We start from the raw sequence: 26,024 nt of genomic DNA, 5'->3' as shown, positions 1-26,024 counted from the left end.
CCAACGGAAGGCAACGCCATTTACGCTTATATCGACGGTTATTTTTCTCCTGATGAGGCAATACTACCAGTTATGAACTTTATTGCCGGATAGTGTGCCTTTGAGAGGAGCGGGTAACGTATGAGTTTAAGTATTATTTTGATGCTGATTCAAGTGTTTTTTGCAGTGGTTATCGGTTTGTACTTCTGGAATTTGCTGCGCAATCAAAAAACGAATCGGTCTGCGGTTGACCGGGAGTCCCGCAAGGAAATGGATAAGCTGCGCAAGCTGCGTTCCATCTCGCTGACGAAGCCGCTGGCCGAGAAGACAAGGCCACAGGCGATGCAGGATATCGTTGGCCAACTAGATGGCCTGCGTGCGCTTAAAGCTGCGTTGTGCAGCGCAAATCCGCAGCATGTTATTATTTATGGCCCGCCGGGCGTTGGCAAAACAGCAGCCGCTCGCGTCGTGCTGGAGGAAGCGAAGAAAAACGCAGCCTCGCCATTTTTGCCAGAAGCGAAGTTTACGGAAATTGACGCGACTACCGCGAGATTTGATGAGCGCGGCATTGCTGATCCTTTGATTGGTTCTGTTCACGATCCGATTTATCAAGGCGCGGGGGCGATGGGAGTTGCTGGTATCCCTCAGCCGAAGGCTGGCGCTGTAACGAAGGCGCATGGCGGTATTTTGTTCATTGACGAAATCGGGGAATTGCATCCCGTCCAAATGAATAAGCTGTTAAAAGTACTCGAGGATCGCAAAGTATATTTGGAGAGTGCTTATTATAATTCTGAGGACGTTAATATTCCTTCGTACATCCATGATATTTTTCAAAATGGCCTGCCTGCCGATTTTCGTCTTGTCGGTGCGACGACACGTTCGCCGCAGGAGCTGCCGCCCGCGATTCGCTCACGCTGCATGGAAATTTTCTTTCGTCCGCTGCTAGCAGGTGAGATTGCTTCCATTGCCGAAAATGCGGTTCGGAAAATTGGGTTTTCCCCCTGCCCTGAAGCTGTAGAGGTTGTGCAGCGATATGCGACAAATGGCCGTGAAGCGGTAAATGTCATTCAGCTGGCAGCAGGTGTTGCTTTATCCGAGAAACGGGATCGCATTTCAGCTGCCGATGTTGAATGGGTTGTGAACAGCAGCCAAATTCCACCGCGTCCAGAACGGAAGGTGCCAGAAGCGCCGCAAGTGGGCATCGTCAACGGTCTTGCCGTCTATGGCCCGAATATGGGCATGCTGCTCGAAGTTGAGGTCAGTGCTATTCCGGCTGCCAGTGGCAAAGGGCAATATACGATTACCGGAGTAGTCGAGGAGGAAGAGCTCGGCGGAGGCTCGCGTACGCTGCGCCGCAAAAGCATGGCGAAGGGCTCTGTTGAAAACGTCCTGACGATGCTGCGCCGATATGGTCTCAATCCGCAGGATTATGACCTGCATATCAACTTCCCGGGTGGAACGCCGATCGATGGCCCGTCTGCGGGAATTGCGATGGCGACAGCAATCGCTTCAGCGATCAAAAACGAGACAATCGACAACAAGCTGGCGATGACAGGAGAAGTTGGCATCCATGGCGACGTCAAGCCTGTTGGCGGCGTGCTGGCGAAGGTCGAGGCGGCTTTTCAGGCAGGGGCGGACACGGTCATTATTCCGCGTGAAAACTGGCAGGCCATCTTTGCGGATTTAAAAGGTTTGAAGGTCATTCCTGTGGAACGTGTAGATGAAGTATTTAATCTGGTGTTCCCTTTAGGAAATACCGTCGTAAACGAAGTGGAAAACCACGTTGCAAACGAGCGGTATATGGGGGCGGCTGTTCCCTATTTGCAGGCTGATTCCGCAGAATGATAAAATAAGGGAGACTTAAACATTTGGAGGTGCTGGTGTGGGACCCGGAAAAACGAAAAACCGTCGGCTGCCCTTGCTTCCGCTCAGGGGGCTACTGGTATATCCCAGCATGGTGCTACACCTTGATGTGGGTAGGGACAAATCGGTTCGCGCGCTAGAACGCGCGATGGTTGACGATCATATGATATTGCTTTGCTCGCAATCGGAAGTGAACATAGAGGAGCCGACCGAGGAAGATATATACAGAGTCGGCACGATTGCAAAGGTACGGCAAATGCTTAAGCTGCCTAACGGAACGATCCGCGTGCTGGTGGAAGGCGTCCTGCGCGCGGAAATTATTGATTATTTGCCGACTGAAGAATTTTATGAGGTTATGGTTAAGGAATTTCCGGAAGAGGAAACGACCGATCCTGAGGTGGATGCGCTCATGCGCTCGGTGCTCAGCCAATTTGAGCATTATACGTCCTTGTCCAAAAAAATTACGCCAGAGACGCATGCGGCTGTCTCGGATATTGACGAACCAGGCCGCTTGGCCGATGTTATCACGAGCCATCTATCTCTCAAAATTAAAGACAAGCAAGATATTTTGGAGACGATTGATGTCCGGCAGCGGCTTGAGCGGCTGCTCGATATTTTGAACAATGAGCGGGAAGTGCTGGAGCTCGAGCGCAAAATCAGCCAGCGCGTCAAGAAGCAGATGGAGAAAACGCAGAAGGAATATTATTTGCGTGAGCAGATGAAAGCGATCCAGAAGGAGCTTGGCGAGAAGGAAGGACGCGCCGGCGAGGTTGAGGAGCTGCGCAGCCAGCTGGAGCAGGCTGACGTGCCTGACCAAGTGAGAGAAAAGATTGAGAAGGAAATTGACCGTCTGGAAAAAATGCCGACTACCTCGGCTGAAGGCGGCGTTATACGCAATTATATTGATTGGCTCTTATCGTTGCCATGGAGCAAGGAGACTGAAGACGATCTCAGTCTGTCCAAGGCGGAAGACATTCTTAACCAGGATCATTATGGACTTGAAAAGCCAAAGGAGCGGGTACTTGAGTACCTTGCGGTCCAGCAGCTGGTGAAAAAGCTTAAAGGACCGATTCTTTGCCTAGTCGGCCCTCCAGGCGTTGGTAAAACATCGCTCGCCCGCTCCATTGCGAAGTCGCTGGGACGCAAATTCGTTCGCATATCGCTTGGCGGCGTTCGGGACGAAGCAGAAATTCGCGGGCATCGCCGTACATACGTGGGTGCTATGCCAGGCCGTATTATTCAAGGCATGAAGACTGCGGGTTCTAGTAACCCGGTATTTCTGCTCGATGAAATCGACAAGATGGCAATGGATTTCCGCGGTGATCCAGCCTCTGCATTGCTTGAGGTGCTGGACCCGGAGCAAAACAATACGTTTAGCGATCATTTTGTTGAGGTTCCATTCGACCTGTCGAGCGTCATGTTTGTAACGACGGCGAATGCCATGCATAATATTCCGCGCCCGCTGCTGGACCGGATGGAAGTGCTGTACATTCCCGGTTATACCGAGCTTGAGAAGCTGAAAATCGCTCAGCGCTATTTGCTGCCGAAGCAGAAGCGGGAGCATGGCCTTACAGATGAGCAGCTGCAGGTGAGCGAGGAAACGCTGCTTCAGCTTATACGCGATTACACGCGCGAATCCGGCGTGCGGAATTTGGAGCAGCAAATGGCTGCGATTTGCCGCAAGGCAGCCAAGCAAATTGTTGCATCGGGTACGGTTCCAATAAAGGTAGAGGAAGCAGCTGTTCAAGATGAGCCAGCTTTGAATGTGCTGGAAGCTGCATTTGGCGAGGGCGGAGAAGCTGCCTCTATATCTGGGCGTCTGGAGAAGCAGCAGGAGGCTGCCTTGCAGTCTGAGCAACTTGCAGAGACAGAGCAGCCAGCCGAGGTGAAGACGCTACACGTTGATCTGGAGCTGCTTAAGGAATGGCTGGGACCTGCGAAGTTCCGCTACGGCATGGCTGAGGCCGAAAATCAGATCGGTGCAGTTACAGGCTTAGCCTGGACTGAGGTCGGCGGCGATACACTCGTTATTGAAGTGACCGTTATGCCAGGCAGCGGAAAGCTGACGCTCACGGGGCAGCTCGGTGATGTCATGAAGGAATCGGCGCAGGCCGCGTTCAGCTATACGCGTTCGAAGGCGCTGGAGCTTGGCATTGACCCGCAGTTCCATGAGAAAAACGATATTCATATTCATATTCCGGAAGGTGCGATTCCGAAGGATGGTCCGTCCGCGGGCATCACGATTGCCACTGCGCTTATTTCGGCTTTGACTGGACGTTATGTGTCCAAAGAGGTCGCGATGACAGGGGAAATTACGCTTCGAGGACGCGTCTTGCCAATCGGAGGACTCAAGGAGAAATCGCTTGCTGCCCACCGTGCAGGCATTAAGAAAATATTGCTGCCGAAGGACAATGAACGCGATCTGCGTGACATTCCAGACAGTGTGCGGAGTGAAATAACGTTTGTCCCGGTCGGGCATATTGATGAAGTCCTCCTGCATGCGCTGCTTCCGGCCAAGACAGAAGAGAAAGCAGGAACACCTATATTATGAAGATTACACAAGCAGATTTTATTATAAGCGCGGTTCAGCCGCATCAATACCCGGAGGATGCCTTGCCAGAGATTGCTCTGGCAGGGCGTTCGAATGTCGGGAAGTCCTCATTAATTAATAAAATGATTATGCGTAAAAACTTGGCAAGAACAAGCTCGCAGCCTGGTAAAACCCAGCAGCTTAACTATTACCGCGTCAATGACAGCATTTATTTTGTCGATTTCCCCGGTTATGGCTATGCCAAGGTTTCCAAAACCCAGCGCGAAGCTTTTGGCCAAATGATTGAAAGATACATTCGCGATCGCAAGGAGCTCAAGCTGCAATTGCTTATTATCGACATTCGCCATGAGCCATCCAAGGATGATCAGCTTATGTACAACTGGCTCAAGCATTACAATATTCGGACCTGCATTGTGGCTACGAAAGCGGACAAAATTCCTAAAGGCAAATGGGACAAGCATATTAAAATGATCAAGACGACGCTGCAAGCGGATCCTCGTGATAAAGTGGTGCTCTATTCCTCGGAGACTGGCCAAGGCCGCGATGAATTATGGAGCGTTATTACGGAGACGATATCCACATAAGCGAGCAAGTACGGCAACTTTTCACATAAAGAAGAGAATACAGGAAGATTTGTGGGTCTCCTCGCATAATTTTCCCGTTTTTTCTGAAATATGCGAGAATTTCGGCACTGAGCGGCAGGAATAATTGGATGCAATCACGTATAATATAGGTAAGCGAGCGTGAAAGGGCGAATGGTCATTGGAAGGATTCGTTTCAGTTTCGCGTAAAGCGGGTATAGAAGAATAGAATTGATTGTAGCATCCAATTGCAAGTTTAAAGAATTGAGGAGATTTTTATGGCTCAGCGGCTAGCCACAGAGTATGTAAATGCCAAACTGCAGTTAACGAATGAAGAGATGACCCAATTTGTCCGTTTTTTTGATGATCAGCAGCTTCACCTACAAGTGATGGTGCTCGATAACGGCAATCAGGAGCTGGTTCTCGAAGACGTAGCAGGGAGGGAAGAGATCAGACTGATCTTTGAGCGTCAACAAGACCGTTACGTTTGTGTGCTCACCTGCCGCCTTGTTCACCAGAAGCTAACCAATGCTATGCGCAAAGCTGTTTCAGCATTCCATGGGGACGCCGTTGTTAATCGCATTTACAGCCATTATACAATGACCTACCACTATATACAGGGAGCCGTTCGTAAAATCGTTGAAACAACGAAGAGCGGTGCACGTGTTGTGTTCGAGTATAAGGATACGATCGGGCAACTGGAGCGGGTATTCCGCAGCCGTTTGATTGAACGCGAGATTTCGATGGTTAATAATGCCATTAATGAGCTGCTTGATCTTCGGAATCAGACAAAAAATCAGACCGAAATCGCCGCTATTGATGAGCGTTTGGCTATGCATACGCACAAGCTGTTTATGCTTGAGGCGTAATTAAAGTATGCATGGCAAGCAGATAGTAAACATAAGCTTATAGGAATCGCAGCCGCGGTTTCTTTTTTTTATTTTCAGGAAGAACTGCTTTGAGGCAAAATTATAATATGGTAATTTTTGGAATGATCTGCATACTGCAACATTTCGCTTACAGTAATAGTCCATAATAACGAAGAGCAATCTTTTACAAGTAAAAGAAGCAGGAAACATCCGCTAACGGTCAGGAAACAGCGCCAGTAAGCTCGCCTGCTAATGGACAAGCAGGTCAGAGCGGACATGCAGGCCAAGCTAGTGAAACGCTCAGCATAGGCCAGCTTGTTGCTTTGGCGAAGGAAGGCAAAATTCCCGAGGTGAAATAGGCGGCGCATATTGCGTTGTTTGACGAGATTGAGCAGGATTGGGGCAAGGCTGACAGTACCGAGGCTGCCGGAAAAGGAATTTATGCAGCGTATACAAAACGGGGCGTCACGATCAGCTTCAACAAGGGCATGAAGGTGTTCGATATGCGTTCCTACGCGACCATATTTCCGTATTCAGTCCGCAGGATGCCAAAAATAATATGGCCGGCTGAAAAAAAAGGTTGCAATTCTTTCGGATAGATGTTATTTTTAATCTCGTTGAAAACATCGTTTAACACAATAATAGGAACCAGGATTCACTCAGGACATGGTTATGTTGCGAGAGATTATTCCCTCGGGAAGTGAATGACGTAGGTCCTAGCGGATGAAATTTTTAAACATTTTATTCCTAGGAAGGGGGAACCGGAAGATGGAATACTCAACTTTCGGAAGACACGTTGCTGTTGATACTTGGGGAGTAGATTTCGATCTACTGAACAACGCTGAATTTTTGCAAGCCCAAATGGTGGAGGCTGCTGAAAGCTGTGGCGCTACTGTAATGTCGGTGCAATCCAAACAATTTGAGCCTCAAGGAGCAACCGTACTCGTGTTGCTGTCAGAGAGTCACCTCTCTATTCACACGTATCCTGAGAGAGGATTTGCCGCGCTTGATTGTTATACTTGCGGCGAAACCGTGGATCCACAGGTGGCTATCGATTATATGATTGCTGTGCTGAAGCCAACAACAACTCATGCGAAAAAGCTGATACGTGGTATGGGCGAATTGCAAGTTGAAGAACCGAAATTGAAACAAATCGAGCTCGTTTAAAGCTCTCACATGTATGATACAGAAATAACCATGGAAGCTTCCATGGTTATTTCTTTGTATGATTAGGGAATAATGGATTTGTGGTTCAAACTTTATTCATAAATGAAGGAAGTATGAATGTCGAACTGTGCTATAATGGCGTAGAAAGAAAGAACGCGGCAATTTGATAAGGGAGGCAGGTGACACACATGCACATCATTACAGTAGGTCTTAACTACCGTACAGCTCCAGTAGAAGTAAGAGAACGTTTTGCGTTTTCGGAAAAAGAGCTGCCGGAAGCTGTCAAACAGCTTATGAATACAGACAGCATTTTGGAATGTGTCATTGTGGCGACCTGCAATCGGACAGAATTGTATGCGGTGGTGGACAGGCATCAATTATGCGGGCATCATATTCGCAGCTTTATGGAGCAGTGGTTTAACCTGCCGAGGAAAGAATTTACGAATCATTTATATATGTACGAGGATGAGAAGGCAATCGAGCATCTTTTCCACGTAACGAGCGGTCTGGATTCAATGATTATTGGCGAGACGCAAATTCTCGGACAAGTGAAGGATGCTTTTGCACTAGCCCAGCAGCAGAAAGCGACGGGAACGCTTTTCAATACGTTGTTTAAGCAGGCGATTACGATGGCGAAGCGGGCGCATTCGGAGACGACGATTGGCGAATCTGCCGTATCGGTCAGCTATGCTGCTGTTGAGCTGGGCAAGCGAATATTCGGTCAATTTTCCAAGAAGACGGTCATGCTGATTGGGGCTGGCGAGACGGGCGAGCTAACCGCGAAGCATCTATACGCGAATGGTGCTGATAGAGTTATCGTTGTGAACCGGACGTATGAGCGTGCCGTTCAGTTGGCGGACAAGTTTAACGGAATAGCTTGCTCTATGGATGAAGCGACGAATAGGCTGCATGAAGCTGATATCGTGATTAGCTCGACGGGTGCTGATAACTTCGTGCTTACGCGTCAGGTAGTCGCAAGCGCCATGCAGCGCCGGAGATCAAAGCCGCTATTTATGATTGATATCGCCGTTCCAAGGGATCTTGATCCAACGATTGCTGCGGTGGACAACGTCTTTTTATATGACATTGACGATTTGGAGGGCATTGTGGAAAGTAACTTGGAACAGCGCCGCAAGGAAGCCGCCAAAATCGAAACGATGATCGCTCAGGAAATGGATCTGTTTGAGCAATGGTACAAAACGCTTGGTGTCGTGCCGCTTATTCGGGCGCTGCAGACGAAAGCAGCAGAGATTCATGAGGAGACGTTCAACAGCTTGACGAACAAGCTCCCGGATCTGGACGAGCATGAGCTTAAAGTAATTAGAAAGCTGACGAAGAGCATTGTCAATCAAATGATGCAGGACCCTATTTTGCGGATCAAGGAAATGGCCGGAGAAAGACGTGCTGACGAGGCGATGGACATGTTTGTAAAGCTTTTTGCATTGGAAGAGCAATTGGACAAGTCGCAGCAAGCTGAGCTTAAAGCGGAAGCTGCCGAGGCGGCTGCAGCAAAAATGAAAAATGTGCAATCACCTGCAGCTACGGCAGCATTGGCTTCTGCCCTTCGGTAGAAGCACGCTCTTGACAGACGCATAGGGCGGCGATGTGGAGGCATTTATGGCAACGCTAAACTGGTTGTATGACGCGATACTTTATGTATACGCCCTGAGCCTTCTGTTTTATTTCTCCGATTTTATGGACGCAAGCCGGAGAGCGAAACGGATGGGTACAGGGCTACTTATTTTTGTATGGATTTTACAGACGTTATTTTTGATTTCGCGAATCGTGTCGCACTTTGAAGTGGCGACGATATCAACCTTTGAATATTGGCTGGGGTTTTGCTGGCTCTTGGTCTCTATATCGCTTGTAATCAGCCGTTTTTTCAAAATAGAGTTTATTGTGTTTCTTGTAAACGTCGTTGGTTTTTCCGTGCTGGCCCTTAATCTTTACAGCAAGCCAGGCAATGAGGCGATGTTTGCGATTTCTACAACAGCAAGAGAGCTGCTGATTGTGCATATTAGCCTTGTGCTCGTTTCATACGTGTCATTGACCATAGGCGTTATTTTCGCCGGGATGTACATTTTTCTGCATCGGGAGCTGAGGGAGAAACGCTGGTCCAAATATGTGAGAAGGCTGCCAAGCCTTGATAAAATTGAAAGATATTCTGATCGCGCTGTCATTATCGGTGTTCCACTGCTTGCTTTGTCGCTGTCTCTTGCAGTGACACTGCTGCTTATTGAAGGACGTTCGATGCTGCTGCTGGATTGGAAAGTGATCACTTCCTTCCTCGCTCTGATTGTATATATTATTTTTGTAGTAAACCGGTCGTTGCTTAATCGCACGAGTACGCAGCTTGCGAAGCTGCATATTGTGGCGTTCAGCTTTCTAGTTCTCAATTTGCTGGCAAGCTACGTATCTAATTTTCATTAGAAGTTAGGTGATGTTTATGAACGGCTACTATCCGGTAATGCTAAAGCTTCAAGGAAGCCACTGCATCGTTGTTGGTGGCGGCCCGATTGCCGAGCGCAAGGTGCTGGGGCTGCTTGAGGCGGGAGCCGATCAGGTGACGGTTATTGCGCTTGTTTTTACCCCGCAGCTAGAGGAGCTTGCGCGTGCCGGTCATATCGAGGCGAAAGCGAGAGCTTATGCGAGCGAGGATGCGAAGGCGGCGCGGCTTCTTTTTGCCGCTACGGATCAGGCGGAACTGAATCGCCAAATTGCGCTGGATGGCGAGCAAGCAGGCATCTGGGTTAATCGTGCAGATGAGGCCGGGGCAGGAACTTTTATTAATCCGTCGGTTGTGAGGCGCGGCGAGTTGGTCGTTGCCGTGTCTGCATCAGGAGCGAGCCCGGCGTTATCCTCGCGTATTCGGGAGGAGCTGGCGCAGCAGTATGGTTCGGAATATATAGGCAGTACAGCTAGGCTGAAGGAGCTTCGTGAGCGGGTGAAGCTCACAATTGGCGACCACAGGCTGCGACGCGAATTGCTGAAGCTAGCGGCGCAAGAAGCGCCAAACCATGGAGAGGAAGACGGCGATATAGACGCCTGGATTGAGCGGCTCATCGCAGCAACTGACAGGAGGAATACATAAATGGCAGCAAACAATAAGGAAAAGCGCACCATTATCGTCGGAACCCGCCAAAGCGCACTCGCGCTTACGCAAACGGGACAAGTGATTGACGAGCTTAAACGAATCAGTGAGCAGCATGGCTTCGACTATTCGTTTGAAATTCGAAAAATCGTCACAAAAGGTGATCAAATTCTCGATGTGACTTTATCGAAGGTTGGCGGAAAAGGATTGTTCGTAAAGGAAATCGAGCAAGCGCTGCTGGATGGCGAAATCGATATGGCGGTCCACAGCATGAAGGACATGCCATATGAGCTGCCTGAGGGGTTAGTGAACGGGGCGATTCCGAAGCGCGTTGATCCGCGCGATTGCCTCATTATGAAGCAGGGGGACAGTCTCGCTGCTTTGCCGCAAGGCGCAAAAGTTGGAACAAGCAGCCTGCGCCGCTCATCCCAGCTCAAAAACCTGCGCCCTGACCTAGTTGTAGAATCCATTAGAGGCAACATTGATTCCCGTATTCGCAAGCTGGAAACGGAAGGGTTCGATGCGATCGTGCTTGCAGCCGCCGGTCTCAGCAGAATGGGCTGGGAAAACCGCATATCTGCCTTTTTACAGGAGGATGTATCGGTGCCAGCTGTTGGGCAAGGCGCGCTTGGTATTGAATGCCGAGGGAATGACGGGCAGATTCGCGAGCTGCTTGATTTATTTAATGACGCCGAAACCGCTTATGCAGTTCGGGCCGAGCGGAGCTTTCTTGGCGCGCTTAATGGCGGCTGCCAAATTCCGATTGGGGCGCATGCGGTTGTGCGTAAAGGTGCAGACGGTACGCTGGAAGGCGCTGAGCTTGCGCTAACGGGAATTGTAGGGTCAGCGGATGGGGAAGTGCTGCTGAAGGAAATCAAGACAGGCAGCGATCCAGAGGTGCTGGGCAAGGAAGTGGCCGCAGCGCTCATAGCAAGAGGAGCGGACCGCATATTAGCGGAAATCGGGGGATAGCCATGATGGGGAAAGGTATCGTTTATTTGGTTGGCGCGGGTCCGGGTGACGCCAAGCTGATTACGCTTCGCGGCTTGGAATATCTGAAGAAAAGCGATGTTGTCGTCTACGACCGCTTGGCAAGCCCAAGGCTACTTGCGCATATGAAGCCGGGCGCCGAGAAAGTATACGTAGGCAAGCTTCCCGATCGCCACACGATGAAGCAGGAGGAAATTAACCAGCTGCTTGTGGACCTTGCTTTGCAAGGCAAGGTAGTGACGCGGCTTAAGGGCGGCGATCCGACGATTTTTGGCCGCGTAGGCGAGGAAGCGGGACTGCTTAAGGAAAACGGCATAAGCTTTGAAATCGTGCCGGGCATTACTTCTGCGATTGCTGTCCCTGCCTACGCTGGCATTCCGGTGACGCATCGCGATTTTGCGTCCTCGCTCTCGATCATAACGGGACATGAAAGCCCTGATAAGCTGGATCGCTCGATATATTGGGACAAGGTAACGAATGCTACAGGAACGCTTATTTTCCTGATGGGCGTAGCCAAGATTGGCTATATTGCCGATCAGCTCATGAAACATGGCAAGCCTGGCACGACGCCAGTTGCGCTGGTGCGCTGGGGAACGAGAGTCGAGCAGCAGACGGTTGTCGGCACGCTTGCTACGATCGAGCAAATTGTGCGGGAGGCTCATTTTCAGCCGCCGGCTGTCATTGTCGTTGGCGATGTCGTGCTGCAGCGCGAGCAATTGCAGTGGTACGAAAGCAAGCCACTGTTTGGCACGCGCGTGATGGTGACGAGAGCGAGAGCACAGGCAAGCGAGCTGGCTGACCTTGTAGATGAGCTGGGAGGCGAACCGTGCGAATATCCTGTCATTGATATCCGCGAGCCTCAGGAGGCCACAGCGGTCGCTACACTGCGTGCTGCGCTTTCGGAAGCGGAGCAATATGGCTGGCTGATGTTCACGAGCGTAAATGGCGTGGACTATTTCTATCGTTGGCTGAGGCGGTTCGGCATCGATATCCGGCGCTTCCATAAGGCGAGAATTGCCGCCGTTGGCCCGAGGACAGCCGAAGCGCTGGAAAATCGCGGGCTGACTGTCGAGCTGCTGCCGGCAAAGTTTCAGGCTGAAGGGCTGCTGGAGCAGCTTGCAGGAGAGCTGCAAGCTGGCGAGCGGGTACTGCTGCCGCGAGGTGATTTGGCGCGCGAGGTGCTGCCGCGCGAATTGGCAGCCATGGGACTGCTGCCAACGGAAATTGACGTATACGAAACCGTGCTTGCCGATACGCAGGATGATCAGGTGCTGGAATGGATCGACGAGAAGCAGATTCACATGATTACGTTCACCAGCTCTTCGACGGTGACGAACCTGCTGGAGAAGCTGCGCCGCAGCGGCATTAGCGATCCTGTGCAGGCGATTTTGGACATTCCGGCGATCAGCATTGGACCGCTGACATCGGCTACCATGAAAGAAGCGGGCTTGCGTGTAGCCGCTGAGGCCGAGCAGGCGACGATACCTTCGCTAATCGATGCAATGATTAAGTACCGCAGCGCGGAACGGGCATAAGGCATTATTTTAAAAATATAGATGGGCAAATACTTGGTGTAACTAACAAATGAGGCAAATGCTAGCCGTAATTGGCGCGACACAAGCCTCACAAAACAGTTGGAGGAGGAATGGAAGATGGCATTTCCTGTCGTAAGACATCGGAGATTGCGGCAATCCGCCGCTCTTCGCAGCATGGTGAGGGAAACGGCGCTTTCTGCTAATGATTTTATTTATCCTATATTTGTAACGGTGGGCACGAACGTGAAGGAAGAAATCACATCGATGCCGGGCGTTTATCATTTTTCATTAGACCGCTTGGAAGAGGAAATCAGGGAAGTTGCGGCTCTGGGTATTCCATCCGTCATGCTGTTTGGCGTTCCTGCTGACAAAGATAGCGAAGGCACTTCCGCATTTGCTCCTGATGGTATTGTGCAAGAGGCAATCCGTGCTGTAAAGGGCTGGGCGCCTGAGCTGCTCGTTGTAGCAGATACTTGCTTATGCCAATTTACAGATCACGGTCATTGTGGCCTAATCCATGTGCATGAGCGTACAGGCAACGCAGAGGTTGATAATGATGCTTCGCTGACACAGCTCGTTCGTACAGCAGTTTCCCAAGCTGAGGCAGGCGCGGATATGATCGCTCCATCCAATATGATGGACGGCTTCGTGGGCGCTATTCGCGAAGGTTTAGACGAAGCGGGCTTTACACATATTCCGATTTTGTCTTACTCGGTCAAATATGCTTCTGCTTTTTATGGCCCGTTCCGTGAAGCGGCGCATTCAACACCGCAATTCGGCGACCGCAAGACGTATCAGATGGACCCTGCCAATGCGCGCGAGGCGCTGCGGGAAGCGGAGTCCGACGTCATTGAAGGCGCGGATATGCTGATGGTTAAGCCAGCGCTTGCGTATATGGACGTTATTCGCCTGCTGAAGGAGCATTTTGACCTGCCGGTGGCGGCGTACAATGTGAGCGGCGAATATGCGATGGTAAAAGCGGCAGCGGCAAATGGCTGGATTGACGAGCGCGCCGTCGTATTGGAGACGCTGACCGGAATGAAGCGCGCGGGTGCGGACATTTTGATTACGTACCATGCGAAGGATGCGGCACGTTGGTTGAAAGGGGCTGAATAGTCGATGAATCATTCATCTACAGGCAGAAGTGATACACGCTCACGCGAGGCATTCGCACGGGCTAAGCAAGTCATTCCTGGCGGTGTGAACAGTCCGGTTCGCGCTTTTAAATCCGTAGGATTGAACCCGGTTTATATGGAGCGGGGCCAAGGCAGCCGCGTATTTGATATCGACGGCAACAGCTATATCGATTATGTCGCTTCATGGGGACCGCTCATTATGGGCCATGCGCATCCTGAAGTCGTAGAAGCGATCAAGCGTACCGCAGAAAAAGGCACCAGCTTTGGGGCGCCAACAGAACTGGAGACGCTTATGGCGGAGCTGGTGTGCGAGCGCGTGCCTTCGGTTGATGTGGTCCGGATGGTCAACTCCGGCACAGAAGCGACGATGAGCGCTTTGCGTCTCGCACGCGGGTTTACGAAGCGCAGCAAAATCGTCAAATTTGAAGGCTCTTATCACGGTCATGCCGACAGCTTGCTCATTAAAGCGGGTTCCGGTGTGGCGACGCTTGGCTTGCCCGATAGTCCTGGCGTTCCAGAAAGCATTGCCTCGCAGACGATTACCGCGCCTTACAATGATATCGAGTCGATGAAGCTCGTATTTGAAAAATATGGCGAGGAAATTGCCTGCGTCATCGTCGAGCCGATTGCCGGCAACATGGGCGTAGTCCCGCCGCTTCCGGGATTTCTGCAAGGCCTGCGCGATATAACGGAGCAATACGGCAGCCTGCTTATTTTTGATGAAGTAATGACCGGTTTCCGCGTTCATTACAGCAGTGCGCAAGGTTTGTATGGCATTAAGCCAGATATCACATGCTTTGGCAAGGTGATCGGGGGCGGATTGCCGGTCGGCGCTTATGGCGGCAGACGCGATCTGATGGAGCTTATGGCGCCGAGTGGTCCGATTTATCAGGCGGGCACGTTGTCAGGCAATCCACTGGCGATGGCTGCTGGTTATACGACGCTGAAGCTGCTGACGCCGGAGACATATGAGCTGCTGGAGCGCCAAGCGGTCCGGTTACAGCGCGGCTTTGAAGCGAATGCGAAGGCGGCTGGCATTGCTTCGACGATCAATCGTGTCGGCTCTATGGTATGCCCGTTTTTCACCGAAACGCATGTCATCAATTACGATACAGCCAAAACAGCAGATTTAGAGCGCTTCAAGGTGTATTTTGCCGCTATGCTGGAGCTTGGCGTGAGTGTCGCTCCCTCGCAGTTTGAAGGCATGTTCGTATCGGCTGTCCATACCGATGAAGATATTGATGCAACGATTGCTGCCAACGCGGCTGCTTTGAGCAGATTGTAGTTCTAGCAAGCAGCCATCTAGGCGATTGCATTCGAAAATAGGAGGTTTCATTCCATGCCAATGCTTCACTATAAGCGGGCGGGGGAGTGGCTTGAGCTGGATTGGCAGGAGCTGTCAGAAGGCTCATGGTCTGCACCAAATAACGACGGGCAACCTGGAGAACGCACCGGAACATTAGAGGCCGGCAGTCATCCGCATCAAGTGCGGCAGTGGCTGCTGGCCCGTTCTCTTTTTCCAGAAAAATGGATTAATCGGCTGTTCTCCATCGGCGGCATCCGTTTTGATGGGCAGCATATTCGGTTGCTCGCGTTTCCCGCGGCCGATCTGCTTAGCGATCCATTGTATCGTCAAGCGAAGCTGTCGCAAGGCAGTGCCCGTCCTGTTGTTCTTTTCGAGGATGACTTTTGCCTCGTGCTTTATAAGGAGGCAGGAGTGGCTGTGCATGGCACAGGCGCCAATCAGGCGGGAACGCTGGATGAAGCGGCGGCGCGCCATATGCTGCTGCAGGGAGATCCGCTGCCTGTCCGCCATATCCACCGTCTCGATGATGATACATCGGGTCCCGTGCTTTATTCCAAAAATGATTTCGCCCAGTGGAAGCTGGACGAAGCGATGCGCCGCAAGGCGATCGACCGCCGCTATATTGCGTTTGTTCAAGGGCGGCTGCGCCCGGCCGCGGGCACCGTTGATGCTCCGATTGGCAAGGATCGCCATCATCGCTCCAGAAGACGTGTTGCGCCGGGCGGTGATTCCGCAGTAACCCACTATGAAGCGGCCGAAAACTATGCAGCGGCTACGCTTGTCCGTTTGCAGCTGGAGACGGGACGAACGCATCAAATTCGCGTCCATATGAGCCACTTGGGCCACCCGCTGCTTGGCGATGCGCTTTATGGGGGCTCTGTGCAGCTGCTGAAGACGCAGGCGCTGCATGGCGAGCGACTTCTTTTTGCCCATCCGTGGACGGATTTGCCTGTGGAAGTTGCAGCCCAGGAGCCCGATTGGCTTGCTGAATTGCGAGCTAAATTGTAGCTGCTGCAAAAGATAGTCATGCTCTCCCCCCTTAGCCCATATAGATAATTAGTGAGAGTAGCATTTTTAGCCCAAGCATTGTCTAAATGGGTCAGTATAGGGAGGGAGGACTTGAGCGTGACGGATCAAACGAAAGGCTTGCGCTTTGACGTGTATGAACGCGTGCATCTGTCGGATGAAGTTGCCGATATCGATGAGCTGGAAGAAATTGAGCTTGTGCCTCGCATTCAGGTTGTTGAGCAGGGGGAGCACGCAGTATTGAAAGGCCAGCTGCTGCTAAGCGGAGTATATCGCAGTACGAATGAAGCCGCTCCGCTTCAGGCACTGGAGCATTTCATCCCCGTCGAAATTACAATGCCGTTGAACCGGATTTCACGGCTCGACGATGTGACGGTAGAAATTGATAATTTCGACGTCGATTTGCTATCATCGCGAACGCTTAACATTACCGGGGTGCTGTCGCTTCGCGGCATTCTCGTGGAGCCGCAGCAGGAGCCGGAGGAAGCGTGGCGCGAGGAGCCATTCACCGTCATCCATGATCGTATAGATACGAGTCAGGCTTCGTTCGAAGAGGAGCTTCGGCGGAGTGGTGGCGAACCCTTTGCGGCTCACGAGGCTGCTGAGGCTGCCCAGGTTGCTTTGGGAGCGCAAGCTGAGCCTTATTTTGCTGGACAGGAAGGGCAACTGCCCTTAAGAGGTGAGCAGGAAGAAGCTCAGGCGTTTAATGGGGCTCAAGCGTTCGACGAGTCTGATTCCGAGATTGAAGCTTATAATGCTTATAATGAGCGGGCGTATGAAGAGGCTGACGAACGCGAGGAAGCAGAAGGGCCGGAGGCTGGGGTTACGATTTCGCCTTCGCCGCGTGATGCAGGCTGGTCGGCAGCCGAGTGGTTTCAGGAGCAGGAGCATTCCGGGTCGCAGCCGAGCTTTAACGCAAATTTTAATTCGCCGCCTGCTTATGCGCAGCAGCCAGCCGTAACTGGTCTGGGTCATGGCATCGCGCAGGAGAGGCAGCAGGGAGCTTCTGCCTATCAGCAAGCGGAGGACTTTGGCTGGAGCCCGGGGGGACAACCGCAACAATCAGAGGAGCCTTACATCCCGGCGGAAGCAGAGCAGAGCAGCTACGATGCATCTCCGTGGCAGGATAGCGAGCTGGAGCGTTTAAGTCAGTGGCAGGAGGCGGAGGAAGCAAGTGCGGAGCCGCAAGCAGAGCCAGAGAAGCAGGAGATGCGAATAGCATTTGGCAGCAAGGCGCCGGAAGCAGCGGCATCTCCTGCATCAGGCGTGGGGCTTGTGACGCTGCTGCAAACGAGCAAGCGCGAGCAATTGGCGCGGCAAGCTGCGGAGCAGGAGGCGGCGGAGTATGCGCTGGAGCAGACGAAGGCGCAGCAGCCCGCAGGCGATGAAATCGAGTGGCGCAATTTGTTTTTGAAGCAATCCGATGAGCGGGAATTCCGTAAAATCCGGGTATGCATCGTGCAGCGCGACGAGACACTTGATTCAATTGCGGTGCGCTACAGCTTGAACCCGCGGGAGATTTTGCTGTACAACGGCTTGAATGAGTCGGCGGTGGAGGAAGGACAGCTGCTTTATATTCCGTAGCGGCAGGAAGTTTGACAGAAGGAGCTTTGATCAGCGAAATAGCGGTCAAAGCTCTTTTTATATTCCACCCTCGAAACGGCAGCTTTGCCGCCAGAGGACGATGGCAGCCGTTTACGCTTGAAATATAGGAAAGGATCTGATTTCTCCATCCCTTCTCTAATATTTCTCGGACTGAAACGCGCCGCGCCGCCAAAGGACGGCTAGAGCCGTTTCACCTTGGCATACAGCATGACATATAATGATTTGTACGAGCCCTGTGGTTTGACTTTTTCTCACAAAGAGTGTATCATTAGATAAATATGTCTTAAAGTCAACGAACGACGTTGAAGGGGAAGAGTACGCAGCCAAGCCTTCAGAGAGCGGAGCCGTTAGTGCTGAGAGTTCCGCAGGATTTTACTCGTACAAGTCGCCCTGGAGTTGCTTGAATCAAACGAATTGCTATTCGTTAATTCAAGCCGGCCACAGCCGTTATCTGTTTGAGTGCCGTGCAGCAGCAAGACGCACGGAACAAAGGTGGTACCACGGAAGCTAACCTTTCGTCCTTTGCTATAAGGGCGGAAGGTTTTTTTGTATTCAAAATTATGTATGGATGCCATTATGCGATATGTGGAGGATGGAGCTTATGTCTGAAAATCAAACGACGCCGGCGATGCCGACGACCTACGACCCGAAAGCCGCTGAACTGAAGTGGTATGACTTCTGGATGGATGGAAAATTTTTTGAAGCGGGCAAGCGCCCAGAGGCCGAGACCTATACGATCGTTATTCCCCCGCCGAATGTAACGGGAGTTTTGCACATTGGGCATGCGCTCGATTTCACCTTGCAGGATATTCTCATTCGCTTTAAGCGGATGCAGGGCTTTGATGCTCTGTGGCTGCCGGGAACGGACCATGCAGGCATTGCAACACAGACGAAAGTGGAGCAGAAGCTGCGCGAGCAAGGACAATCCCGCTACGATCTCGGACGCGAGGCTTTTTTGGAGCAGGTATGGGATTGGAAGGAGCAATACGCGGGGACGATTCGCGGCCAATGGGCAAAAATGGGGCTGTCGCTCGATTATTCGCGCGAACGCTTCACGCTTGACGAGGGGCTGTCTAAGGCTGTTCGCGAGGTATTTGTACAGCTATACAAGAAGGGCCTCATTTACCGCGGCAAAAAAATCATCAACTGGGACCCGGCTGCGAGAACCGCTTTGTCTGATATTGAGGTTGAGCATAAAGAGCTGAACGGTCACTTATACCATTTGCAATATCCGCTGAAGGATGGCTCAGGGCATATTACGGTTGCGACAACGCGTCCGGAAACGATGCTGGGCGATAGCGCGGTTGCTGTTCATCCTGAAGATGAGCGTTACCAGCACCTGATTGGTCAAATGATCGTATTGCCGGTCATTGGACGCGAAATTCCGATTATTGGAGACGAATACGTAGACAAGGAATTTGGCTCCGGGGCTGTGAAAATTACGCCAGCTCATGATCCGAATGACTTCGAGGTAGGCCTTCGTCATGATCTGCCGCAAATTATCGTTATGGACGAGTCCGGCAAGATGAATGCGGAAGCCGGCCCTTATGCGGGACTGGATCGTTTCGAATGCCGCAAGCAGCTCGTGAAGGATTTACAGGAGCAGGGTGTGTGCGTTCAAATCGAGGATCACGTGCATCAGGTGGGCCACAGTGAGCGCAGCGGCGCGGTAGTTGAGCCGTATTTGTCGACGCAATGGTTCGTTGATATGAAGCCGCTGGCTGAACAGGCGATTAAAGCGCAAAAATCCAGCGATGGTGTAACATTCGTTCCGGATCGTTTTGAGAAAATTTATTTGCACTGGATTGAAAATGTACACGACTGGTGTATTTCCCGTCAGCTGTGGTGGGGCCATCGTATTCCGGCCTGGTATTGCGACGCCTGCGGTGAAATGCATGTAGACCATAAAGAAGTAACGAGCTGTTCGTCTTGTGGTGGCACGGAGCTGCGCCAGGATGAGGATGTTTTGGATACATGGTTCAGCTCGGGTCTGTGGCCGTTCTCGACGCTTGGCTGGCCGGAGCAGACCGAGGACTTAAAACGCTTCTACCCAACGAATGTTTTGGTGACGGGCTACGATATTATTTTCTTCTGGGTATCCCGGATGATTTTTACCGCGCTGGAGTTTACGGAGCAAAAGCCGTTCAAGGACGTGCTGATTCACGGTCTCGTACGCGATGCGAACGGCAACAAAATGTCCAAGTCGCTTGGCAATGGCATCAATCCGCTCGAAGTCATTGAACAGTACGGCGCCGATGCGATGCGCTATATGCTTTCGACAGGCAGCACACCGGGGCAGGATTTGCGCTTCCGCTTTGAGAAGGTCGAGCAGGCACGCAACTTTGCGAATAAAATTTGGAATGCGTCGCGTTTTGCGCTGATGAATCTGGAAGGTTTCGCAGCGAGCGACATTGATATAAGCGGCAAGCTGGGTACGGCGGATCGCTGGATTTTGCACCGCCTGAATGAAACGGTTCGCGAAGTAACCCGTTTGATGGACAGCTACGAGTTTGGGGAGACTGGACGCCAGCTGTACAATTTCATCTGGGATGACCTTTGCGACTGGTATATCGAGTTTGCCAAGCTTAACCTCTATGGCAACGATGAAGAAGCGAAACAAGCGACAAAGTCGGTACTCGCATATGTGCTTGACCGCACGCAGCGCCTGATTCATCCGTTTATGCCTTACATTAGTGAGGAAATTTGGCAGCATCTGCCGCATGAAGGCGAGACGATTACGCTTGCCGCATGGCCACAGTACGATACTGCGCTTGAAGCGCCGGAAGCAGTGAAGGAAATGGAGCTGCTGATGGATATCATCCGTTCAGTGCGTAATGTCCGCGCGGAAGTAAACGTACCGATGAGCAAAAAAATCGAGCTATTGATTAAGCCAACGAGCGAAGCCGAAGCGGTAATTCTGACTCGCAATGAAGAGTTTGTCCGCCGGTTCTGCGGAACCTCGAAGCTTGAGACTGGTCTTGATTTATTGGCTCCGGATAAGGCGATGAGCGGTATTGTAACGGGCGCGGAGCTGTACTTCCCGCTTGCAGGGCTGATTGATATTTCGCAGGAAATCGCCCGACTTGAGAAGGAGCTTGCGACGCTGAACGGCGAAGTAACCCGCATTGAGAAGAAGCTGGGCAATGAGGGCTTTGTAGCGAAGGCGCCTGCGAAGGTCATCGAAGAGGAACGCTCCAAAATGAAGGATTATGCGGACAAACGCGATAAGGTTCAAGCTAGAATCGCGGATTTGCGCGGATAAGACACCGGGAAGAAAGAAGGCGTTTCTACGATGACAAATCAGCTCTCAGGCCAGCCGGAAAGCGGCGGGCTGCAGTCTTACCAGGAAGCAGTAGATTGGATAAATGGTCTTATTCCATTCGGAATAAGGCCTGGTCTTGAGCGGGCCCTAGTCTTGATGGAGCGGCTGGGCAATCCGCATCGCAGACTGAAGTTTATCCATGTCGCTGGAACGAACGGCAAAGGTTCTACCTGTGCTTTTTTGACGAGCACGCTCATTAAATGCGGTTATGATGTAGGTACGTTTACATCGCCATACATTACGAAGTTTACGAATCGTTTTCAATATAATAACGCTGATATTGAAGAGCAGACACTGCTTGAGCTGTCGAATGTGCTAAAGCCTATCGTTGAGGAAATTGCGGCAACTGAGCTGGGCTCTCCAACGATGTTCGAGGTGTCTACGGCGCTGGCTATCTTGTATTTCGCTAAGGTAACCTATCCCGATTATGTCGTATGGGAAACGGGGCTTGGCGGACGAATGGACGTTACGAATATTGTGACGCCTGTTCTCTCCATCATTACCAATGTCGGGCATGACCATATGGATCGCCTTGGCGATACGCTGGAGAAGGTAGCGGCGGAAAAGGCAGGCATTATTAAGCCTGGCGTTCCCGTCGTGAGTGCGGTTACGCAGCCAGAAGTGGTCGAAGTTATTCGGCAAAAAGCGATCGACAGCAAAAGCTCGCTGTATTTGTTAGGCGAGCAGTTCAGCGAGACGGCGCTTTCGGTTCGCGAGGATGAGCAAACGTTCCGTTTTGATGGGCTTTTCCGTCCGATTCATCCACTGACGATCACGCTGAACGGCGCCCATCAGCGCACGAATGCAGCGGTCGCAGTGATGGCCCTTGAGGTGCTTCGCCAATATGCGGCTCTTATTGTGGAGGATGATGCGCTGGAGGAGGGGCTGCGCCTTGCTGCATGGCCTGGGCGCCTGGAAATGGTGTCGCATTCCCCGCGTATTCTTATTGATGGCGCGCATAATCCTGAGGGAGCACAGACGCTTGCTGCCGCATTAAAATCAACCTATCGTTATGATCGTTTAATCCTAATGATGGGTATGCTGGATAATAAGAATCATCGCGAGGTTATGAAGCATATACTGCCAATAGTAGATACGCTAATTGTGACCGAGCCTGATTTTCGCAACAAAAAAGATGCGCAGGCGCTGGCTGATCTAGTACGTGCTGTACAGGGGGACGAGGCTTTTGAGTTGATTGTGGAGCCTGACTGGAAAGCAGCGCTTGAGCAGCTGCAGCATTTGACCGGGGAAACAGACCTTGGGGTTGTGACCGGAACGCTTTATTTAATAGCGGACGTTCGCGCCCGCTTATTGTACAACTCTGATTCTGAAAAAGGTTGGTGAACCGTCTTTGAATACAGCAAAACATGTTCATTTCATCGGAATAGGCGGTTACGGGATGAGTGCTATCGCCCGCGTTATGCTGGAGAAGGGCTATACTGTAACTGGTTCTGATGTCGCTCGTCAGGAACTCACAGAGAAGCTGGCGGCGAAAGGCGCAAAAATCTATATCGGTCATGAGCCGGAAAATATTAAAGGTGCGGAGCTGGTGGTTTACTCCACTGCACTAACGAAGGATAATGTAGAGCGCCGCGCCGCGGAAGCTCTCAATATTCCGGTGCTGCATCGTTCGCAAATGCTGGCTCAGCTTATGAATGAAGGCAAGGGCGTCGCTGTTGCCGGCGCTCATGGCAAGACGACGACCTCGTCGATGATCGCGCTCGTTATGGAAAACTGCGGAACCGATCCGACGTATATCATTGGCGGCGAGATTGTAAACGTCGGCACGAATGCAAAAGCGGGAAAAGGGGAATACGTCGTAGCGGAAGCCGACGAGAGTGATGGCTCTTTCCTGCATTATCACCCGTCTATTGCGATTGTAACCAATATTGAACCGGATCATCTGGAAAACTATGACGGGGATTTCGGCAAGCTGAAGGCTGCCTACGTTCAGTTTCTGTCGCAGGTAAAGCCGGATGGCAAAGCTATCGTATGCGCGGACGATGACAATATTGACGAGATCATCAGCAAGCTGTATGCAAGCCAATCGCTCGACCCATCACAGCTCGTTACTTACGGCATTGATGGTGAAGCCCAGTACAAGGCAGAGAAAGTCGTGCTTGGTGACCGCAAAGTATCGTTCGAGCTTACCCACCAAGGGAAGCTGCTGGGCCAGGTAGAACTGTCTGTACCAGGTAAACATAATGTATATAACGCGATGGCTACCATTATTACCTGCCTGGAAGCAGGGCTGCCATTTGCGCAAATTGCGGGCGCTATTCGTGAATTCATTGGGGCGAAGCGTCGTTTCCAAGTGCTCGGCGAAGTAGAGGACATTCTCGTTATTGACGACTATGCCCATCATCCTACCGAGATCAGCGCAACGATCAGTGCTGCCAAAGCGACAGGCAAACGGATTGTAGCCGTGTTCCAGCCGCAGCGTTACACGCGTACCTATTTCCTTCTCGACCAGTTCAGCCGGGCGTTTCCGGAAGCGGACGAGGTCATCATTACCGATATCTATTCGCCAGCTGGCGAACAGCAAATTGAGGGCGTCAATTCGGAGAGGCTGGTCGAGCTGATTAAGACGAACAGCAATGCGAATACGACGTTTATTGCGACAAAGGAAGAAGTGCTGGAGTATTTGAAGACAGCTGCTTCTGCTGGCGATCTTGTCATTACGATGGGAGCCGGCGATATTTGGAAAACAGCGGATGCTTTGGCTAAATGGCTGAAGGCAGGCCGTAAATAAAGCTGGTATCCCTTGCTAAGGGCATATGGACTCCATTAAACGCTGGAAAACGTTAAAATCGTTTTCCAGCGTTTTTTGTTTCGTTGCAAAAAGGAGCTGTGCCCAAACTATGGAAATGTCTTTGAAGATATTTACATCATGCATTCAAATGAGCTAGCACAGCTTTTATATGATGGATACAATTCCCTTAGCTTTTTATAGCAAAAAAGGTTGTCGACTGTACGAAACTTGAGGTAAGCTGCGAATGTTATTTAAAATATAAGAATTTATAAGTTCTGCACTTATAAATGGGCTTATATTTCTCGGAATGAAACGAGCCGCGCCGCCAAAGGACGACGAAGTCGTTTTTGCTTGCGTATCCGTTTGTTCATAATCATAAATCTCTTAATTGTCTCATAGAGTAGGAATAGAAGAATGAGACAAGGAGAGAATGACATGAACTCAAAAAACCGCATTACGTACCGTTTCGACCAAGCCGGACAAGCTTCGCGCTCCGAAAACAAGCAGATGGCCGCGGCGCAGCCTGTTGTGAAAATCCCGGCTGCTTCTGCGCAGCCTGTTGTGAAAATCCCGGCTGCTTCTGCGCAGCCAGGTGCTTCGAAGCAGGGAGGTTTTGCTGAAGTCATCCCCTTATACAAAAATGCAGCCACTTATTCAGATGAGCAGTTCAGTCCATGGAGCAGCCAGGCCGGGGAGGATATGGATCAGCTGGAGCAATTGATTCGCGGGTCGGATCCTCACTTGCCTGAAGAATCTAAGACAAAGACGGCTAGTCGAATCCGTTCGCATGCCGATTCGCCCATTTCGTCGAAATCGCCGAAACATATAGTAGATAAAGAGCCGCCTGTTCATATTTCTGAAGAGCAGTCTCAGATGGACGAGCAGGAAGGGGTCCCGCTATCCAATGATCCTCACCAGCAGCAGGCACCTTCTTTCAGCGGCTCAAAATGGAATGGCAATGGAGCGGAGCATGGGCCAGAAAATGCCCACTATGGATGGGCAAATGACAGCGAGCGGCATTCGCCTGAGCTTGAGCTGGGCAACCATCCGGTTCGCTCTATTCGCAAGCTTGGACATTCGCCATCATGGATCAATGTTTTTTTATCTGTCGCTGGGGCGCTGGCAACGGGAGCATTATTCGGGTATTTGCTGCTGTCTTTATTTTTGGATTCCTCCTCGGCAGACCCCTCTAATTCGGGCGGGCAGTCGAGCGCGGTTAGCGGGAATCCAGCTTCGCAAAGTGCGGAAAATGGCTTGGGCACGGAAGCAGGTGCGGGGAATGGGGCAAGTTCAGCTGCGCCGCTTGAAACGGTAGAAGTGGCTATCCAGCCACAGGCCTACCATTTGCTGCAATATGGCGTATTTAGCAACTCAGAAGGCAAGGATGCCGCCATGGAGGAGCTGGCTAGCAAGGGGCTTGCAGCTGCTGCTGCGACAACAGCAGACGACTACCGGGTATATGCGGGGATGGCGGGTGACCGCAGCAGGGCAATTGCGCTGAGCAAAATGCTGCCTGGCACCGAGGTATATGTGAAGGAGCTGATCATTCAGGCGCCGCAGCAATTTCCATTTAAAGGGGATGCAGCAGAGGCAAACCGCTTTTTTGAACAGACGAATGCCTTGATAAGCATGCTCGATGATTTGGCGCTGGCCCAGCTGGAGCAGCCAGTTCTTGCACCACTTGGCGAGAACGCGGCGAAGGCTTGGAGGGCGGAGCATCAAAAATGGACGCTCAGCATAAAGGCGATGGAGTCCGGCATTCAAGGCGAGGCGGGTAAAGCGTCGATGGGGGCGGTTGTCCAAGCGGTAAATACGGCAGCTTCGTCGCTTACGGAATATGATAAAAACCCTTCCCAGGCACACTTGTGGTCGGTACAGCGAGCTTTAATGGAAGCGATCCTGACACAAAAAACATGGTTTGAGACTATACGCGCATTGTAAACGGAAATCATACTAAGGTATAATAGAGTGCAGTTGTCATTACTTGGCGAGAGGCGTTGAACGATGAAGAAAAATGGCTGGATGTTATTGCTTTTCCTAGTGCTCGGTCTGCTTGCGGGGGCATTGGTGGCACGCTGGCTGGAGTCGATTCCGGGAATAACTTTCTTGACCAAAGCGATTCAAGCTTCATGGTCTCCTGCCGTTGATTTATATGTGCTGAGCTTTACAATGACGATTAACTTCCAAATTAGCTTATTCAGTATTATTGGTGTTATAGTGGCTATATGGCTTTATCGCAAAATGTAAGCTT

At 51.4% G+C, this 26,024-nt stretch carries 20 protein-coding genes and 1 other annotated feature; all 20 genes read left to right on the top strand.

The annotated features are described in order from the left end of the window. The first annotated feature begins 120 nt into the window (after positions 1 to 120). The 20 genes from lonB to ACSR9A_RS29000 all read left to right on the top strand — a co-directional run bounded on the left by lonB (position 121) and on the right by ACSR9A_RS29000 (position 26,020). The gene (lonB, locus tag ACSR9A_RS29095) at positions 121 to 1,824 is read left to right on the top strand and encodes an ATP-dependent protease LonB (protein ID WP_473761825.1); all 1,704 of its coding nucleotides are present in this window, start codon (positions 121 to 123) and stop codon (positions 1,822 to 1,824) included. Between the two features lie 37 nt (positions 1,825 to 1,861). Next, a complete protein-coding gene (gene lon, locus ACSR9A_RS29090) occupies positions 1,862 to 4,393 on the top strand; it encodes an endopeptidase La (RefSeq protein ID WP_341281725.1) in 2,532 nt (843 codons plus the stop codon). Continuing rightward, positions 4,390 to 4,977: a ribosome biogenesis GTP-binding protein YihA/YsxC gene (gene yihA, locus ACSR9A_RS29085; protein ID WP_341281726.1), complete on the top strand. Its 588-nt coding sequence runs from the start codon at positions 4,390 to 4,392 to the stop codon at positions 4,975 to 4,977. Before lon ends, yihA begins: the two co-directional genes overlap by 4 nt. A 275-nt stretch (positions 4,978 to 5,252) precedes the next feature. Further along, positions 5,253 to 5,843: a non-ribosomal peptide synthetase module gene (locus tag ACSR9A_RS29080; RefSeq protein ID WP_341281727.1), complete on the top strand. Its 591-nt coding sequence runs from the start codon at positions 5,253 to 5,255 to the stop codon at positions 5,841 to 5,843. Positions 5,844 to 6,217: 374 nt separating this feature from the next. Further along, on the top strand, positions 6,218 to 6,442 hold the full coding sequence (locus ACSR9A_RS29075) for a DUF4309 domain-containing protein (RefSeq protein WP_473761822.1): 225 nt from the start codon (positions 6,218 to 6,220) through the stop codon (positions 6,440 to 6,442). Positions 6,443 to 6,611: 169 nt separating this feature from the next. Continuing rightward, positions 6,612 to 7,010, top strand: a complete 399-nt coding sequence (speD, locus tag ACSR9A_RS29070) for an adenosylmethionine decarboxylase (protein ID WP_341281729.1) — start codon at positions 6,612 to 6,614, stop codon at positions 7,008 to 7,010. Between the two features lie 188 nt (positions 7,011 to 7,198). Continuing rightward, complete coding sequence (gene hemA / locus ACSR9A_RS29065) at positions 7,199 to 8,581, top strand: glutamyl-tRNA reductase (RefSeq protein WP_473761820.1); 1,383 nt, start codon at positions 7,199 to 7,201, stop codon at positions 8,579 to 8,581. A gap of 46 nt (positions 8,582 to 8,627) precedes the next feature. Continuing rightward, positions 8,628 to 9,440 carry a cytochrome c biogenesis protein CcsA gene (gene ccsA / locus ACSR9A_RS29060; RefSeq protein ID WP_473761818.1) on the top strand — a complete coding sequence of 271 codons (813 nt, stop codon included), beginning with the start codon at positions 8,628 to 8,630 and terminating at the stop codon, positions 9,438 to 9,440. A 16-nt stretch (positions 9,441 to 9,456) separates the two neighbouring features. Next, entirely contained in the window at positions 9,457 to 10,101 is a 645-nt protein-coding gene (locus ACSR9A_RS29055) for a precorrin-2 dehydrogenase/sirohydrochlorin ferrochelatase family protein (RefSeq protein ID WP_473761816.1), read from the top strand. Next, a complete protein-coding gene (gene hemC / locus ACSR9A_RS29050; protein WP_473761814.1) occupies positions 10,102 to 11,073 on the top strand; it encodes a hydroxymethylbilane synthase in 972 nt (323 codons plus the stop codon). It abuts the gene before it with no gap. Between the two features lie 2 nt (positions 11,074 to 11,075). Continuing rightward, positions 11,076 to 12,626, top strand: a complete 1,551-nt coding sequence (cobA, locus tag ACSR9A_RS29045; RefSeq protein WP_473761812.1) for a uroporphyrinogen-III C-methyltransferase — start codon at positions 11,076 to 11,078, stop codon at positions 12,624 to 12,626. Positions 12,627 to 12,743: 117 nt separating this feature from the next. Continuing rightward, positions 12,744 to 13,742 carry a porphobilinogen synthase gene (gene hemB / locus ACSR9A_RS29040; RefSeq protein ID WP_473761811.1) on the top strand — a complete coding sequence of 333 codons (999 nt, stop codon included), beginning with the start codon at positions 12,744 to 12,746 and terminating at the stop codon, positions 13,740 to 13,742. A 3-nt stretch (positions 13,743 to 13,745) separates the two neighbouring features. Beyond that, entirely contained in the window at positions 13,746 to 15,047 is a 1,302-nt protein-coding gene (gene hemL, locus ACSR9A_RS29035) for a glutamate-1-semialdehyde 2,1-aminomutase (RefSeq protein ID WP_473761808.1), read from the top strand. A gap of 60 nt (positions 15,048 to 15,107) precedes the next feature. Then, on the top strand, positions 15,108 to 16,076 hold the full coding sequence (locus ACSR9A_RS29030) for an RluA family pseudouridine synthase (protein WP_473762372.1): 969 nt from the start codon (positions 15,108 to 15,110) through the stop codon (positions 16,074 to 16,076). Between the two features lie 117 nt (positions 16,077 to 16,193). Next, the gene (locus ACSR9A_RS29025) at positions 16,194 to 17,678 is read left to right on the top strand and encodes a LysM peptidoglycan-binding domain-containing protein (RefSeq protein WP_473761805.1); all 1,485 of its coding nucleotides are present in this window, start codon (positions 16,194 to 16,196) and stop codon (positions 17,676 to 17,678) included. A gap of 314 nt (positions 17,679 to 17,992) precedes the next feature. Then, positions 17,993 to 18,225: a binding site (T-box leader), on the top strand. 75 nt (positions 18,226 to 18,300) lie between these two features. After that, positions 18,301 to 20,961 (top strand): valine--tRNA ligase, encoded by a 2,661-nt coding sequence (locus tag ACSR9A_RS29020; RefSeq protein WP_473761804.1) that lies wholly within the window; start codon positions 18,301 to 18,303, stop codon positions 20,959 to 20,961. Positions 20,962 to 20,991: 30 nt separating this feature from the next. Beyond that, the gene (locus ACSR9A_RS29015) at positions 20,992 to 22,365 is read left to right on the top strand and encodes a bifunctional folylpolyglutamate synthase/dihydrofolate synthase (protein WP_473761802.1); all 1,374 of its coding nucleotides are present in this window, start codon (positions 20,992 to 20,994) and stop codon (positions 22,363 to 22,365) included. Between the two features lie 7 nt (positions 22,366 to 22,372). Next, complete coding sequence (gene murC / locus ACSR9A_RS29010) at positions 22,373 to 23,773, top strand: UDP-N-acetylmuramate--L-alanine ligase (protein WP_341281742.1); 1,401 nt, start codon at positions 22,373 to 22,375, stop codon at positions 23,771 to 23,773. Between the two features lie 435 nt (positions 23,774 to 24,208). Further along, positions 24,209 to 25,714 carry a hypothetical protein gene (locus ACSR9A_RS29005; RefSeq protein ID WP_473761800.1) on the top strand — a complete coding sequence of 502 codons (1,506 nt, stop codon included), beginning with the start codon at positions 24,209 to 24,211 and terminating at the stop codon, positions 25,712 to 25,714. A gap of 63 nt (positions 25,715 to 25,777) precedes the next feature. Further along, on the top strand, positions 25,778 to 26,020 hold the full coding sequence (locus tag ACSR9A_RS29000; RefSeq protein ID WP_338555257.1) for a DUF4321 domain-containing protein: 243 nt from the start codon (positions 25,778 to 25,780) through the stop codon (positions 26,018 to 26,020). The last annotated feature ends 4 nt before the right edge of the window (positions 26,021 to 26,024 follow it).

The organism is Paenibacillus sp. R-74696 (assembly GCF_055814915.1).
Note: the sequence above shows the minus strand (reverse complement) of the source record. Positions and strands in the feature narration are given on the sequence as shown.